The organism is Methylobacterium sp. CM6244, from assembly GCF_054817885.1.
Window position 1 is genome coordinate 2,258,551 of record NZ_CM139247.1, and the last position, 14,186, is coordinate 2,272,736.

The 14,186-nt window shown below is 65.6% G+C and carries 12 protein-coding genes and 1 tRNA gene; 8 read left to right on the plus strand and 5 right to left on the minus strand.

Annotated elements, in window-relative coordinates; translation table 11 throughout:
* Nucleotides 1-28 precede the first annotated feature (28 nt).
* Both ACYQML_RS10465 and ACYQML_RS10470 read left to right on the plus strand, forming a co-directional pair.
* The gene (locus ACYQML_RS10465) at nucleotides 29-1,120 is read left to right on the plus strand and encodes an alkene reductase (protein ID WP_461235489.1); all 1,092 of its coding nucleotides are present in this window, start codon (nucleotides 29-31) and stop codon (nucleotides 1,118-1,120) included.
* Between the two features lie 134 nt (nucleotides 1,121-1,254).
* Nucleotides 1,255-1,893, plus strand: a complete 639-nt coding sequence (locus ACYQML_RS10470; RefSeq protein ID WP_056431212.1) for an HAD hydrolase-like protein — start codon at nucleotides 1,255-1,257, stop codon at nucleotides 1,891-1,893.
* A 1,029-nt stretch (nucleotides 1,894-2,922) separates the two neighbouring features.
* Here the strand turns inward: ACYQML_RS10470 and ACYQML_RS10475 are convergent.
* Nucleotides 2,923-2,997: transfer RNA gene (locus ACYQML_RS10475), tRNA-Gln, on the minus strand.
* An 89-nt stretch (nucleotides 2,998-3,086) separates the two neighbouring features.
* On the opposite strand from ACYQML_RS10475, the gene ACYQML_RS10480 reads away from it, so the two are divergent.
* Entirely contained in the window at nucleotides 3,087-3,839 is a 753-nt protein-coding gene (locus ACYQML_RS10480) for an SDR family oxidoreductase (protein ID WP_461235490.1), read from the plus strand.
* A gap of 105 nt (nucleotides 3,840-3,944) precedes the next feature.
* Entirely contained in the window at nucleotides 3,945-5,579 is a 1,635-nt protein-coding gene (locus tag ACYQML_RS10485; RefSeq protein ID WP_056431206.1) for a peptide chain release factor 3, read from the plus strand.
* A gap of 85 nt (nucleotides 5,580-5,664) precedes the next feature.
* On the opposite strand, the gene ACYQML_RS10490 is transcribed toward ACYQML_RS10485, so the two are convergent.
* The 3 genes from ACYQML_RS10490 to ACYQML_RS10500 all read right to left on the minus strand — a co-directional run bounded on the left by ACYQML_RS10490 (nucleotide 5,665) and on the right by ACYQML_RS10500 (nucleotide 8,628).
* Nucleotides 5,665-6,654 (minus strand): TIM44-like domain-containing protein, encoded by a 990-nt coding sequence (locus ACYQML_RS10490; protein ID WP_461235491.1) that lies wholly within the window; start codon nucleotides 6,652-6,654, stop codon nucleotides 5,665-5,667.
* Nucleotides 6,655-6,791: 137 nt separating this feature from the next.
* A complete protein-coding gene (locus ACYQML_RS10495; RefSeq protein ID WP_461235492.1) occupies nucleotides 6,792-7,904 on the minus strand; it encodes an ATP-binding protein in 1,113 nt (370 codons plus the stop codon).
* Nucleotides 7,905-7,995: 91 nt separating this feature from the next.
* Complete coding sequence (locus ACYQML_RS10500; protein WP_056431196.1) at nucleotides 7,996-8,628, minus strand: S24 family peptidase; 633 nt, start codon at nucleotides 8,626-8,628, stop codon at nucleotides 7,996-7,998.
* A gap of 204 nt (nucleotides 8,629-8,832) precedes the next feature.
* Between ACYQML_RS10500 and ACYQML_RS10505 the strand changes: the two genes are divergently transcribed.
* The 4 genes from ACYQML_RS10505 (at nucleotide 8,833) to ACYQML_RS10520 (ending at nucleotide 13,250) form a co-directional block, all read left to right on the plus strand.
* The gene (locus ACYQML_RS10505) at nucleotides 8,833-9,210 is read left to right on the plus strand and encodes a DUF952 domain-containing protein (RefSeq protein ID WP_461225134.1); all 378 of its coding nucleotides are present in this window, start codon (nucleotides 8,833-8,835) and stop codon (nucleotides 9,208-9,210) included.
* A complete protein-coding gene (locus ACYQML_RS10510) occupies nucleotides 9,207-10,295 on the plus strand; it encodes a quinone-dependent dihydroorotate dehydrogenase (protein ID WP_461225132.1) in 1,089 nt (362 codons plus the stop codon). Before ACYQML_RS10505 ends, ACYQML_RS10510 begins: the two co-directional genes overlap by 4 nt.
* A 352-nt stretch (nucleotides 10,296-10,647) precedes the next feature.
* Nucleotides 10,648-12,948, plus strand: a complete 2,301-nt coding sequence (locus ACYQML_RS10515; protein WP_461225130.1) for an FdhF/YdeP family oxidoreductase — start codon at nucleotides 10,648-10,650, stop codon at nucleotides 12,946-12,948.
* Entirely contained in the window at nucleotides 12,945-13,250 is a 306-nt protein-coding gene (locus tag ACYQML_RS10520) for a hypothetical protein (RefSeq protein WP_461235493.1), read from the plus strand. Before ACYQML_RS10515 ends, ACYQML_RS10520 begins: the two co-directional genes overlap by 4 nt.
* 18 nt (nucleotides 13,251-13,268) lie before the next feature.
* Here ACYQML_RS10520 and fliP read toward each other — a convergent pair whose 3' ends face one another.
* On the minus strand, nucleotides 13,269-14,033 hold the full coding sequence (gene fliP, locus ACYQML_RS10525) for a flagellar type III secretion system pore protein FliP (RefSeq protein WP_461225127.1): 765 nt from the start codon (nucleotides 14,031-14,033) through the stop codon (nucleotides 13,269-13,271).
* Between the last annotated feature and the right edge of the window lie 153 nt (nucleotides 14,034-14,186).

Genomic DNA, 14,186 nt, shown 5'->3' on the forward strand with positions numbered 1-14,186 from the left:
CATTGTCGTAGTCTGACGAGAGATCTTCATGCCCTCACTGCACGATCCGATCCGCATCGGCGCGATCGACTCGAAGAACCGCATCTTCATGGCGCCGCTCACCCGTGCCCGCGCCACGAGGGAGCATGTACCGACCCCGATCATGGTCGATTATTACAGGCAGCGGGCGAGCGCGGGCGTGATCCTCACCGAGGCGACAGGCATTAGCCAGGAAGGGCTCGGTTGGCCCTTCGCGCCGGGTATCTGGTCTGACGAGCAGGTCGAAGCCTGGAAGCCCGTCGTAAAGGCAGTTCACGAGGCCGGAGGCCGAATCGTCTGCCAGCTCTGGCATATGGGCCGCATCGTCCATCCGAGCTTCAATGGCGGGAAGGCGCCGATCTCGTCGTCCGCCACTACTGCGCCGGACCACGCCCATACCTACGAGGGCAAGAAGCCCTACACCCAGGCGCGTGCCCTGCCGATCGAGGAGATTCCGCGTCTCCTCGCCGATTATGACCGCGCCGCGCGCAATGCCATCGCGGCCGGGTTCGATGGCGTGCAGATCCACGCGGCGAATGGCTACCTCATCGACCAGTTCCTACGTGACAACAGCAATCACCGTGATGACCGCTATGGCGGCTCTGTCGAGAACCGCATTCGCCTGCTGACGGAGGTCACCCAGACCGTGGCCGACGCGATCGGGAAGGACCGCACGGGCGTGCGCCTGTCACCGAACGGCGAGATCCAAGGTGTGGACGATTCGAATCCGGACGCTCTGTTCGGGGCCGCTGCCGCCGCGCTCGGCAAGATCGGTATCGCTTTCCTCGAACTGCGCGAACCCGGCCCGAACGGGACCTTCGGCAAGCCGAACCATCCGCCGGTCGCGCCCGTGATGCGGAAGGCTTTCGGCGGCCCGCTGATCCTCAATTCGGATTACGATCCCGCTGCCGCCGAGGCCGCCCTCGCCGAGGGCAAGGCCGACGCCATCGCGTTCGGCCGGCCGTTCATCGCCAACCCGGATCTCGTCGAGCGGATCGCGGAGCATGTGCCGCTCAACAAGGACGAGCAATCGACCTGGTACAGCCAGGGACCGGAAGGGTATATCGACTACCCGACGCGCACCGCGTCGAAGGCGGCCTGACGCGGTCCTTCCAGACCTCGATGGGTTCGACTCATCAAGGTCTGTCCGCGTTACTGCGTGGCGCCGGCTTCGGGGCCGCTTGAGGTTCCTTTTCCTCAGGGGAGCTGAATCATAACGGGCGACCCACCGGCGTGATGCGCACATCCTACAAGCTTGCCATCTTCGACTTCGACGGGACGCTTGCCGACACGTTCCCGTGGTTCTGCAGCGTTATCAACGACGTCGCTGTTCGCTATCGTTTCCGGCAGATCGATCCGGCCGAGACCGATGCGCTACGGGGTCTTTCGGCCCGCGCCCTCATTCGTGAGCTCGGCGTATCGCCCTGGAAGTTGCCGTTCATCACGCGGCACATGCACGGACTTGCGTCGCGCGACATCGCCACGATCTCGCTGTTTCCCGGGATACGGGACATGCTCTGCAACCTCGACGAAGCAGGCGTCACCCTCGCCATCGTCAGTTCGAACAGCGAAGCCAATGTCCGGCATGTCCTCGGACCCTGCGCCCTGCGCTTCCGGCATTACGCCTGCGGCGCCTCGATGTTCGGTAAGGCCAAACGCCTGAACGCAGTGATGCGAAGGGAGGGATCGCTTGGCGGTGCCATCTATATCGGCGACGAATTGCGGGATCACGATGCGGCCAAAGCCGCGTCCTGCGATTTCGGAGCCGTGACCTGGGGGTATACGCGAGGAGACGCGCTGGTAACCGCTCGACCCGACATGGTTTTTCGACACCCCGCCGATATCGTGGAGACGATAGGAACGGCGCCGGCCTGACGATACCCCTCGCCGGCATCGAACTTGCTGGGCGTTAGGATGTCGTCAGGGAGGTCGTCCCGATGCATACCCAAAGCCGGAGCAACACCCGAGAAACCGACACCCTCTGTTGCCACGGATCTCGGTCTTGGCCGCTGATACAACAGCTCATCCGTCGAATCGGGACGATTTCGGCGCAGGCGGGCAGAGCATGCGGCGGCGTACTTCGCCCGGTGGACGAACGATCGACGGGCTGAGAAACGCCTCTCGCATCGAGGATCAGTACGCGGCGTCCATGATCGTCGCGGAAGTCATTACTCGTCTTCGACACGCCGAGGACGCACGGGGGTGACGTGTTCGGCCTTCAAAGACGAGACGTGTCACACAGCGTCTACTCGCGAAGTGCTGGCGATCTCAGTATTTCCGAATGACGACGAGATGAGATGCCGTCGCTCTCTCAGTCCTCAATCATCCGCAGAACCTTTTCCCCGAAGAGGCGGACGACGCAGAGAACGAGGACGGGAATCAGAGCGATGGCTCCGATATTCGGCCCCAAAAGAAAGGAAAGGCCGACTCCGAGGCCGGCTGTGAAAGCAGCTGGTACCATGGTGAACTCACAAATCGGTTTCGTTGGCTGGCGAAGCAATTCATCCCTAGCCGCATTAAAATGCAATTCAAAGCAGAAAAATTCCAGTTTTAATGTCGATTAATACGAAATATCCTGCCTGCAGGATTAAAGTCTCTCATAGGACTTGAGCCCAGGGCTGCTGTGCCCCATACACACCCTCGGCTTTCCATGATCGAGTAACCGCTTGATCTGGCTCGAAACTCAATTGGAGTCAGCGGACCGAAAGGATGGTTGCCGGCGACAGCAGTCAGTCTTGGCCGCTGATGGCCAAAGCATTCCGCCTTGAATCACCTGTTCGACCGGCTCGGCTTCCCATGGGTCTTGGTTTTGTTGAGTAGATGTCGTCCTTCGACGTGGAGGACGTATCACCTACGCTCAAGCGGCGCCCATCAGGCGCTCACGAGTCGGCCCATTTGCGTGGATGGCTGGGGCGGGAGGATTCGAACCTCCGAATGGCGGTACCAAAAACCGCTGCCTTACCACTTGGCGACGCCCCATCGACGCAAGGCCGCGCGTTGTCTAGACGCCGCGTCGGCCCGTTGCAACAGCCTGTTCGCTCGGGCCGACCAGGAAATGGAGAGCGCGCATGTCGAAGCGGATCGCGATCGTCACAGGGGCGGGGTCCGGGATCGGCCGAGCGGTCTCGCTCGGGCTCGCACGAGCCGGGTTCGATCTGGCTTTGGCCGGGCGTCGACGGGGGCCGATCGATGAGGTCGCGGATGCCGTGCGTGCGCTTGGGGCCGAGGCCATGGCAGTGGAGACCGATGTCGGCGATGCCGCAGCAGTCGGGCATCTTTTCGCCGAGGTGAAGACGCGGTTCGGTCGCCTCGATCTCCTGTTCAACAATGCCGGCCTGTTCGCACCTTCCGTTCCGCTGGACGAACTCAGCCTGGCGCAATGGCAGGCCGTCGTGGATGCAAACCTCACCGGCGCTTTCCTGTGCACGCAGGGCGCGTTCCGGATGATGAAGGCGCAGAACCCGCGCGGCGGCCGCATCATCAACAACGGGTCGATCTCGGCCCAGGTGCCGCGTCCGAATTCGGCGCCCTATACGGCGACGAAACACGCGATCACCGGCCTCACGCGGTCCACCTCACTCGATGGACGCGACCATGACATCGCCTGTGGGCAGATCGATATCGGCAATGCCGAGACCGACATGACCAAGCCGATGGCAGCCGGCATCCGGCAGCCCGACGGGTCGCTGAAAGTCGAGCCGGTCATGGATGCCCGTCACGTGGCGGATGCGGTGGTCTATATGGCCGGCCTGCCCCTCGACGCCAACGTGCAGTTCATGACCGTGATGGCGACGAAGATGCCCTATATCGGGAGGGGTTGAGGCCCCGCGCTTTCGCCCGGTCCCCGTTCGCATTACAGACGGGGCACGCCCCCGACCTTGTACAGACAAGCCCGCCCCGGCGGACCAGAGAAGCAACCGCCCGCGATGTTGATGCAGACAGAACCCAAGGACGCGACCGGCAAGGATGCCGACAGGGCGAAGGATCCCGTCGCCCGCCGCCGTACCTTCGCGATCATCTCCCACCCTGATGCGGGCAAGACTACGCTCACCGAGAAGCTGCTCCTGTTCGGCGGCGCGATCCAGCTCGCCGGCGAGGTCAAGGCGAAGCGCAACCGCGTCTCGACCCGGTCCGACTGGATGGGAATCGAGAAGGAACGCGGCATCTCGGTCGTCACCTCGGTGATGACCTTCGAGTATGGCGACTGCGTCTTCAACCTGCTCGACACGCCGGGCCACGAGGACTTCTCGGAAGATACCTACCGCACCCTGACGGCCGTCGATTCGGCGGTGATGGTGATCGACGCCGCCAAGGGCATCGAGGCGCGCACGCGCAAGCTGTTCGAGGTCTGCCGCCTGCGCGATATCCCCATCGTCACCTTCATCAACAAGCTCGACCGTGAGGCGCGCGATCCGTTCGAACTGCTCGACGAAATCGAGAAGACCCTGGCGCTGGATGTGGCGCCGGTCACCTGGCCCATCGGCCGGGGGCGGAGCTTTGCCGGCACCTACGACCTCGGCAATGGTCGTGTTCGCCGGCTCGACGCGGCGGACGACGCCGGCACCGTGGCCGTGTCCGGCGTGGACGATCCGCTCTTCGACCAGCTCCTCACCGAGGAGGGCGAGGTGGCCACGTGGCGGGAGGAGGCGGAGCTCGCCGAATCCGGCCTCAAGCGGTTCGATCTCGAGGCGTTTCGCGAAGGGCACCTCACGCCGGTCTTTTTCGGCTCGGCCCTGCGCAATTTCGGCGTGCGCGACCTCATCGACGGGCTTGCCCGCTTCGCGCCGCCGCCGCGCGGCCAGGATTGCGACAAGCGCCTAGTGGAGCCGACCGAGCCGAAAATGACGGGGTTCGTCTTCAAGATCCAGGCGAACATGGATCCCAACCATCGCGACCGCATCGCCTTCATGCGGGTCTGCTCGGGCAGGCTCAGCCGCGGCATGAAGGCGAAGCTCGTGCGCACCGGAAAGCCGATGTCGCTGTCCGCGCCGCAATTCTTCTTCGCGCAGGACCGAGCTATCGCCGACGAGGCCTTTGCCGGCGATGTGGTCGGCATCCCCAACCACGGCACCCTGCGCATCGGCGATACGCTCACCGAGGGCGAGGAGATCGTGTTCCGCGGTGTGCCGAGCTTCGCCCCGGAAATTCTGCGCCGGATCAAGCTCACCGACGCGATGAAGGCCAAGAAACTGCGGGAAGCGCTTCAGCAGATGGGCGAGGAAGGCGTCGTCCAGGTGTTCCGTCCGCATGACGGCTCACAGGCCATCGTCGGCGTCGTCGGCGCGCTGCAGCTCGACGTGCTGAAGGAGCGGCTCCAGGCCGAGTATGGCCTCCCCATCGATTATGAGCCGACACGCTTCTCGATCTGCCGCTGGATCGAATCGGATGTGGAAACCGATCTCGATTCCTTCATCGGTACCCATGGCTCGGCCATGGCGAGCGACCTCGACGGTGCGCCCGTCTTCATGGCGACCACCGCCTTCTCCCTCCGCTACGAGGAAGAGCGCGCGCCGAAGGTCCGCTTCACCGACATCAAGGATTATCAGAAGCGCGCCGCCTGATCCTGGGCGCAGGCTTCATGAGAAAGGGCCGCGCGGTTTACACCGCGCGGCCCTTTCTTGGTTTCGACCGATGCCGTTGAGGCGATCAGCGACCCTGCTGGATCGCCGAGAGGATCCAGCGCCCGCCGCGCTCGCGCACGAAGGTCCACAGCTCCAGGGCCTCCGGCTCGCCGGTCTCGACGGTCTGGTTGGTCCGAAGGTCGATCGTTACGTCGGTGATGGCGTAGCGCATCGCCACCGTGGCGTATTCCATCCGGCCCTCGCTCCATGATTCCGACAGGTCGCCCTGCAGAAGCTTCACGTTCGAGATCCGATTGACGACCCCGCGGGATTCGTTGCCGCGCAGCTCATCGGCGAAGTAGCCCGCCATTTCCGGTGTCGCGAGGTTGCGCAACGCAGCGACGTCGCCACGGCCATAGGCCGCCTGCACGTCGTTGAGGGCGATCTCGAAGCTCTGGAAGTCGCCCGGGCCGATATCGACCTTGCCGACGGTCGGCTGCGGCGCGCCGCGCGAAGCAGCACCCATGGCCGAACCGGCGCCCATGGCGGGACCAGCACCCGCGCCGGGCGTCGAGCCGTAGCCCGCCGGGTTCGAATTGCCCGACATGCTGGAGCGGGCCATGCCGGCGGGAGCCGGATTTCCCTGACGGCGGCGGAACCAACGCACCGCGAAGGCGACGACCATCACGATGAGGCCGACCTGCAACAGCAGGCCGATCATCGAGGCGATGCCGCCGAGACCACCGAAGAAGCCACCACCCAGGAGCGCTCCGAGGAGGCCGGCGCCGAGAAGGCCGGCCATGAAGCCGCCACCGAAGCGAGGACGCTGCGTAGCAGCGCTCGTCATGCCGGGATTACCCATGGTCGAACCGGGCTGCGTCTGCGAGCGCTGGATCGGCGCAGCGCTCGGCGCCGTGTTCGTGGACGAGGGCGCGTTGAAGGTCTTCGAGCCGCGCGAGCCCATGCCACCGCCGCCGCCTGGACGGGCCTCGGCAACGGGCGCAGCAACGGCCAGCATCGCGGCGAGCGCGAAGACGGTCGCGGCGCGGGTGCGACGCGTGGAGGGGATGAACATGAATACGCCTCTGAACGAAGTCTGAGAGAGTCCCGGCGGGAATGCCGGATCTTATATGGTGACGTTCGACGACAAGTTTTAGTCCGGCCGCGCCCTGCTTTTGTGATGACGGCGAGACTTGAGAAAGCCGGTGCATTTCAGAGAGCGGCCGGAAAGATCATCCGTACCGTCGTTCCCTCGCCGGGCTTGCTGTCGAGAGACACGGTCCCGTTCTGACGCTTCACCAGGCCGTGGACGATGGCGAGCCCCGCTCCCCGTCCGGCCTCGCGCGTCGTGATGAAGGGCGCGAGCGCCCGTGCCGCCATCTCCGGTGTCATCCCGTGCCCGGTATCGCGGACGGAAAGACCGACCGCGCCATCGCCCGGACGGCGGATCGCCGGGTCGCTCGGCGGCACCACGAAACTCGCGATCTCGATGCTTCCGCCGGACGGCATCGCCTCGCAGGCATTGGCGACGATGTGAGACAGGGCCAGATCCACCTGGGTCGGGTTGGTGAGCCCGTTGGGCAGGTCCGGCGCCGCGCGGATCGTCAGGGCGACCCCCGGGGGAAGCGTCGCTTGCATGCGCGCGGCGAAGGCGGTGATGAGAGCATTCATATCGACCGGGCGGACATCCGGCGCGATCCGCCGCGAGAAGGTCAGAAGCTGGCGCGTCAGGATCGTCGCCCGCTCCACCGCGTCGGTGGAGCGTATCACCGCCCGTTGGATGAAGGGTTCCTCGCGGTCGCCGAGACGTCGCTTCAGCCCGTCGATATAGCCGATGAGAATCTGCAGGAAGTTGTTGAACTCGTGAGCGACGCTGTTCGTGAGCAGGCCCAGCGCCTCGCGTTGCCGCGATAAAGCCAGCGCACCCTCCGCATCCCTCCGCCTGCTCACGTCGATCACCTGGACGAGGAGAAGGTCGGTATCGGGCAGGCGGGCTGCGAAGATCTCGGCCCAGAAGGTCGAGCCGTTCCTGCGCCAGGCCAGCACCTCGATTCCCTCCGGACGCTTTCCCGCCAACGCGGCGGCGAAAGCGGCGCGAGCGTCATTGTCGGTATTGGCGCCGAGAAGCAGATGGGCATCGCGTCCGACGAGATCCCCAGTATCGTGGCCGGTCAACCGGGCAAAAGCGGGATTGGCCGCAACGATCGTCGTCTTGGATTGGTCGATCAGCAGCGTGGGAAGGGCGCTGGCATCCAGGGCCGAGCGAAGATCGATAGGCGGGCTCGGAGCCTCATCCCGTTCGCCGTCCAGATCGTGCAACGCCATGCTGTATCCAGGCCTGTCGGAGCGGAACGGGCTCCAGCGTTAGTCGCATCGGACGGAAGCGCCAAGACGTCACGGAGCCTCCCCACGATGTCTACTGCCGGACCCACATCACCCGCGCGATCCAGGCGATCTCCGCCACTTGGACGATGCGTTCCGGGTGGCTCGGGTTGAGCGACAGCAACTCGATCGTCCGGGCGGTCTTGCGGCGCAATTCCTTGGCCAGCACTTCGCCGCTGGCCAGCCGCACCACCACGCGGTCGCCTTTGCGGACGCTGGCGGTGGGAGACACGATCAGCACGTCGCCATCGCGGTAGAGCGGTTCCATGGAATCGCCCTGCACTTCGAGGGCGAAAGCGCGATCCTCACCGAGATCGGGAAACTCGATTTCTTCCCAGCCCGGCCCGCCGGTGGGCATGCCTTCCTCAGTGAAGAGCCTGCCCGCGCCCGCCTGGGTCATGCCGATCAGCGGCACCATGGTGCGCGGCATGCCTTCCCGAGCTTCGATGAGGCGAAGGAAATCGTCCAGCGTCGCATTGGTGGCCGCGAGCACCTTCGACACGGATTCGGTGGAGGGCCAGCGCTTGCGCCCGTCCGGCCCGATCCGCTTCGAGCGGTTGAAGCTCGTGGCGTCGAGCCCCGCACGGCGCGCGAGACCCGAAGCGGAGAATCCATGGCGTTCCGCGAGACGGTCGATCGCGGTCCAGATCTGCTCGTGGGACAGCATGGCGAGACTCGATCAGAATGGCTAAGACATCCAGCCTAGCTTTAGGAAAGTAGAACTAAAAAGCGGCGGAAGCAACGGCGCGCCGCCACTATCCTCGAGATGGAGAAATTACAAACTCACGACCAAAGGTAGAAATAGCCGCTGGTTGCGACGGATGCCTGCCCGTTCTATCGCGGTCGCGGTCGAACCGGAAGGCAACGCGCGATGTCAATGATCTACAAGATATGCCCGCGTGCCTTGTGGCGCGAGGCCGAGGAAGCGGGCCGGTTCACCGGTGCTCCGGTCGACCATGCCGATGGGTTCATTCATTTCTCCACCGCCGACCAAGTGGCTGAAACTGCATCTCGGCATTTCGCCGGTGTTCCCGATCTCGTCCTCGTCGGGATCGACGCCGATGCGTTGGGAGATGCCCTTCGCTACGAGCCCTCGCGCGGCGGGGCGCTGTTCCCGCATCTCTACGGCGACCTCCGGCTCGATGCGGTCAGGTCCGTCACCGATCTTCCGATCGGGCCGGATGGCCGGCATCTGTTTCCCGCCGATCTGGTTTCGCCCACTACTCCCTCGACCGGAGCATCGGTATGATCGGCGCGCTCTTTCCCCTCGCAAAGCCGATCCTGCATGGTCTCGACGCCGAGACGGCGCACAACCTCACCTTACGTGGGCTGGCTCTTCTGCCACCCCGCAAGCCGGCCCCGGACGATCCGAGGCTCGCGGTTGATGCCTTCGGCCGTCGGTTCCCCAACCCGGTCGGACTGGCGGCAGGATTCGACAAGGGCGCGCAGGTGCCCGACGCGCTGCTCGGCCTGGGCTTCGGCTTCGTGGAGGTCGGCGGCGTCGTTCCGAAGCCTCAAGGTGGCAATCCACGCCCGCGCGTGTTCCGTCTCAGCGCCGACGGCGCCGTCATCAACCGCTTCGGCCTCAACAGCGAAGGGCTCGACATCGTGCGCGGTCGCCTCGCGGCGAGAAGCGGCCGGACCGGATTGGTCGGAATCAATATCGGCGCCAATAAGGAGTCGAGCGACAGGATCGCCGATTACGTGGCCTGCACCTCGGCATTGGCGCCGCATGTCGCCTTTGTCACCGTCAACGTTTCTTCGCCGAACACGCCCGGCCTGCGTGACCTTCAGGGCGAAGCGTTCCTGGATGATCTGCTCGGACGCGTGGTCGAGGCTCGCGACAAGGCCTCCGCCGGGACTGCGATTCTGCTGAAGATCGCCCCCGATATCTCGCTCGAAGCGCTCGATTCCATCGTCGCCACCGCTTTGCGGAGGAAGGTGCAGGGGCTCGTGGTCTCCAACACCACCATCGCGCGGCCGGCCAATCTGGCCGACGCCTCCCTGGCCAAGGAGACCGGGGGGCTCTCCGGTCGCCCGCTTTTCGAGCCGGCGACCCGCCTCCTGGCAGAAACCTACCTGCGCGTGGGCGGCACCATCCCGCTCATCGGCGTGGGCGGCATCGACTCGGCCGAGGCGGCCTGGACCAAGATCCTCGCAGGGGCGAGCCTGCTGCAGCTCTACTCTGCGCTGGTCTATGCCGGTCCTGGGCTCGTCGGGTCGATCAAAGCCGGCTTGCTCAGAAAACTCGCCGCGGAAGATGCTCGCGACCTGTCGACGATCGTCGGCCGGGACGCGGCGACACTGGCCAAACTCGGGACAGCTGCCGCTTAGTCCTTCGAGAAAGCCCGGATCCTCGGCGTCTCACTCCAAAAAGGGTGATGACGCGGCAGGACCGTCTTCCGCATCGCGGCACGAACCTCTGTCGGCCGGGTGCTACTCAAGACGCGCGAGCTCTAACCCGGCTTTCGTCGCATGCGGTTCATGCGCCTGACGCGGGGGCGAGTTTAGAACTTCGAAAGACTACTCGGTTTCGCGCCAATGCACCGTCGCAAGCGCATGACTGGCCCGCGTTTATCCGTGTTTGAGTGACCGGTGTGCGGTGCGATATCGCTGGTGGAAGAGGACGTGGTTTCGCATGGCGATACCGCCGTCCAGGCCATTTTTTGCCGAGCCAGGATCGTTCATGGATCACCCGGTCGCGTCCCCCAAGCGTTCCTCCGCCGCTGGCGGTTGGGGCGCGCTGAAGAGCTGTGGCAAACACCTGCTGAGCAGTCGCGCCCCGCTCTCCGGGGCCCGCGCCATGCTCAAGGCCAATCAGCCCGATGGGTTCGATTGTCCCGGCTGCGCCTGGGGTGACCCGGCGCACGGTTCCTCGTTCGAGTTCTGTGAGAACGGCGTGAAGGCCGTCTCATGGGAGGCGACCGACAAGCGTACGCCGCCGAAGTTCTTCGCGAAGCACACGGTGACGTCGCTGCGGACATGGACGGATTACGCGCTCGAAGGCGAGGGCCGCCTGACCCATCCCATGCGCTACGACGCAGCGAGCGACCGCTACCTGCCGGTCAGCTGGGATGCGGCCTTCGCCGAGATCGGCGCCACCCTGCGTGGTCTCGACAGCCCCGACCGGGCCGAGTTCTACACCTCCGGCCGCGCCTCCAACGAGGCGGCTTACATCTACCAGCTGTTCGCCCGGCTCTACGGCACCAACAACTTCCCCGATTGCTCCAACATGTGCCACGAGGCCAGCGGCATCGCCCTTCAGGCAGCCATCGGCATCGGCAAGGGCACTGTCCTGCTCGAGGATTTCGAGAAGGCGGACGCGATCTTCGTGGTCGGCCAGAACCCCGGCACCAACCATCCGCGCATGCTCGGCGACCTTCGCAAGGCGGCGACCCGCGGCGCCCGCGTCGTGGTCTACAACCCCGTGCGCGAGCGCGGTCTGGAGCGTTTCGCCGATCCGCAGAACACCGTGGAGATGCTGCGCGGCGCCAGCGCCCCGGTGGCGAGCCATTATTACCAGCCGCGTCCGGGCGGCGACATGGCGGTGTTCCGCGGCATCGCCAAGGCGGTCTTCGCCGCCGACGACGCGGCGCTCGCCGCCGGCCGGCCTTCCGTCCTCGATCGCGCCTTCCTCAGCCACCATGCCGAGGGGCATGAGGCCTATCGCGCCGTCGTGGAGGCGACCACCTGGGAGGCGATCGAGGACCAGTCCGGCCTGTCCCGCGCCGATATCGAGGTCGCGGCCGACGTCTATCTCGGTGCCGACAAGGTCATCTGCACCTGGGCCATGGGCGTGACCCAGCACAAACACTCGGTGGCCACCATCCGGGAGATGACCAACGTCATGCTCCTGCGCGGCAATATCGGCCGTCCCGGCGCTGGCCTCTGTCCCGTGCGCGGCCATTCCAACGTGCAGGGCGACCGCACGGTGGGCATCAACGAGAAGCCGCCCGCCGCCCTGCTTGACGCCCTCGAGCGTGAGATCGGCTTCGTCGCCCCGCGCAAGCACGGCCACAACGTCATCGGCGCCATCGGCGCCATGCTCGACGGATCGTCGAAGGCCTTCATCGGGCTCGGCGGCAATTTCGCCCGCGCCACGCCGGATACGGCGCTGGTAGCCAAGGCGCTCGCCTCCTGCGAGCTCACCGTCCATATCGCCACCAAGCTCAACCACTCGCATCTGGTGCCGGGCCGGGTCGCCTACCTGCTGCCTTGCATCGGCCGCACCGAGATCGACCGGAATTCGAAGGGCAAGATCCAGATCGTTACGGTCGAGGATTCCATGAGCATGGTCCACGGCTCGGGCGGCATCAACAAGCCCGCCTCGCCGGAGCTGCGCTCCGAGATCGCGATCATCGCCGGCATGGCCGCGGCCACCGTCGGCTCGGACAAGGTCGATTGGGCCGCCCTCGCCGACGATTACGACGGCATCCGCGCGCTGATCGAGCGGACCATTCCGGGGTTCACCGGTTACAACGCCCGCGTCCGCCGTCCGCGCGGCTTCATGCTGCGCAACCTCGCTGCCGAGCGCAATTTCGAGACGCTGAACGGGAAAGCGAACTTCTCGGCCGATGCCCTCCCGGAGGCGACGGAGCATCAGCAGGCGCGGACGAAGGCCGGCGCCTTCGTGCTCCAGACCTTCCGCAGCCACGATCAGTACAACACCACCGTCTATGGCCTCGACGACCGCTATCGCGGGGTCTACGGCGAGCGTCAGGTACTGTTCGCGCATCCCGACGACCTGGCCGAGATCCGTGCCGTCGCAGGCGACCGGGTCGATATCGTCGGCACCCATGACGACGGCGTGGTGCGGGTGGCCGAAGGCTTCCGCCTCGTGCCCTTCGACATGCCGCGCGGCAGTCTCGCCGGTTACTACCCGGAGCTCAACGTCCTCGTTCCCCTGTCGTCCTTCGGCAAGGAGAGCGACACGCCGACGTCGAAATCAGTGATGGTGTCGCTTCGCCGTCCGGCGGAGGCCGCGTGAGCGAGCCTCCTGTCGACGCCGAGACCTTTCTCGCCGTCACCGATTCCATCGCCGACCTCCAGCCCGGCCTGTCGACCCTGGAGGCCGGGCTGCTCGCGGGCCTTCATCTGAAGCTCGCCGCCGACAGCCGAAGCTTCGCCCGCGTCTTCGGCGTCGAGCACGCGCTCGTCCTGCGTGCGGTGGAGACCCTGTCCGGGGAGGCCGAGCTTCTGGCGGTCACCGAGCGCAATCAGAAAACCCAGCGGGCGCGCTACGAGGCGACCCCGGCGGGTCTCGCCATCCTGGATCACCTGCACGGCTGAGTGTCTGGGTTGCCGCCGTCAGCTTCCGTAGCTCTGGATCAGCGATCCGGCCACGAGGGTCCAGCCGTCGACCAGCACGAAGAAGATCAGCTTGAACGGCAGGGCCACCGTCGCCGGCGGCACCATCATCATGCCCACCGCCATCAGGATCGAGGCGACGACCAGATCGATGACGAGGAAGGGGATGAAGAGCAGGAAGCCGATTTCGAAGGCGCGGCGCAACTCCGAAATCATGAAGGCCGGCGTGACGATCTCCAGGCCGATGGCCTCCGGCCCGGCGGGGGCGGGGGCCTTCGCCATGTCGAGGAACAGCTTCAGGTCCTTCTCGCGCACGTTGCGCAGCATGAAGGTCTTGAACGGAGCCGAGGCCCTCTCGAACGCCACGCCCTGGGTGATCTGGCCCGCGATGAGCGGCTCGATCCCGGTGCGATAGGCCTCGCGCGCCGTCGGTGCCATGACGAAGGCGGTGAGGAACAGCGCGAGGCTGGTGATCACGGCGTTCGGCGGCGCGCTCTGCGTCCCCAGCGCCGAGCGCAGGATCGACAGCACCACGACGATTCGCGTGAACGAGGTCGCCATCACCAGCACCGAGGGCGCCAGCGCCAGGACGGTGATGAGGGCGACGAGCTGGAGCGCTCGCTCAGTGACGCCGCCCTGACCGAGATCGACCGAAAGGCTCTGTGCCGTGGCCACGCCGATGCCGGCGGCCAGGAAGCCGCCCGCCGCCAGCACGAGTCCGGCGGAACGGAGGGAAACGGAGGTGGTTCGGGTCAGGGGTGCCATGGCGGGGCGCAACCTGCGTCGGCCTGAGCTTGGGTGCAAGCGCCCAAGGCCTGGAAGCCCCTTCGTTGAAAACCCGAGTGACACCGTGGCGAAAATGCCGACGGGACTCTTTGCGCTCGCTTGCCGGGATGACTAGGTTCCCCCGCATAGGCC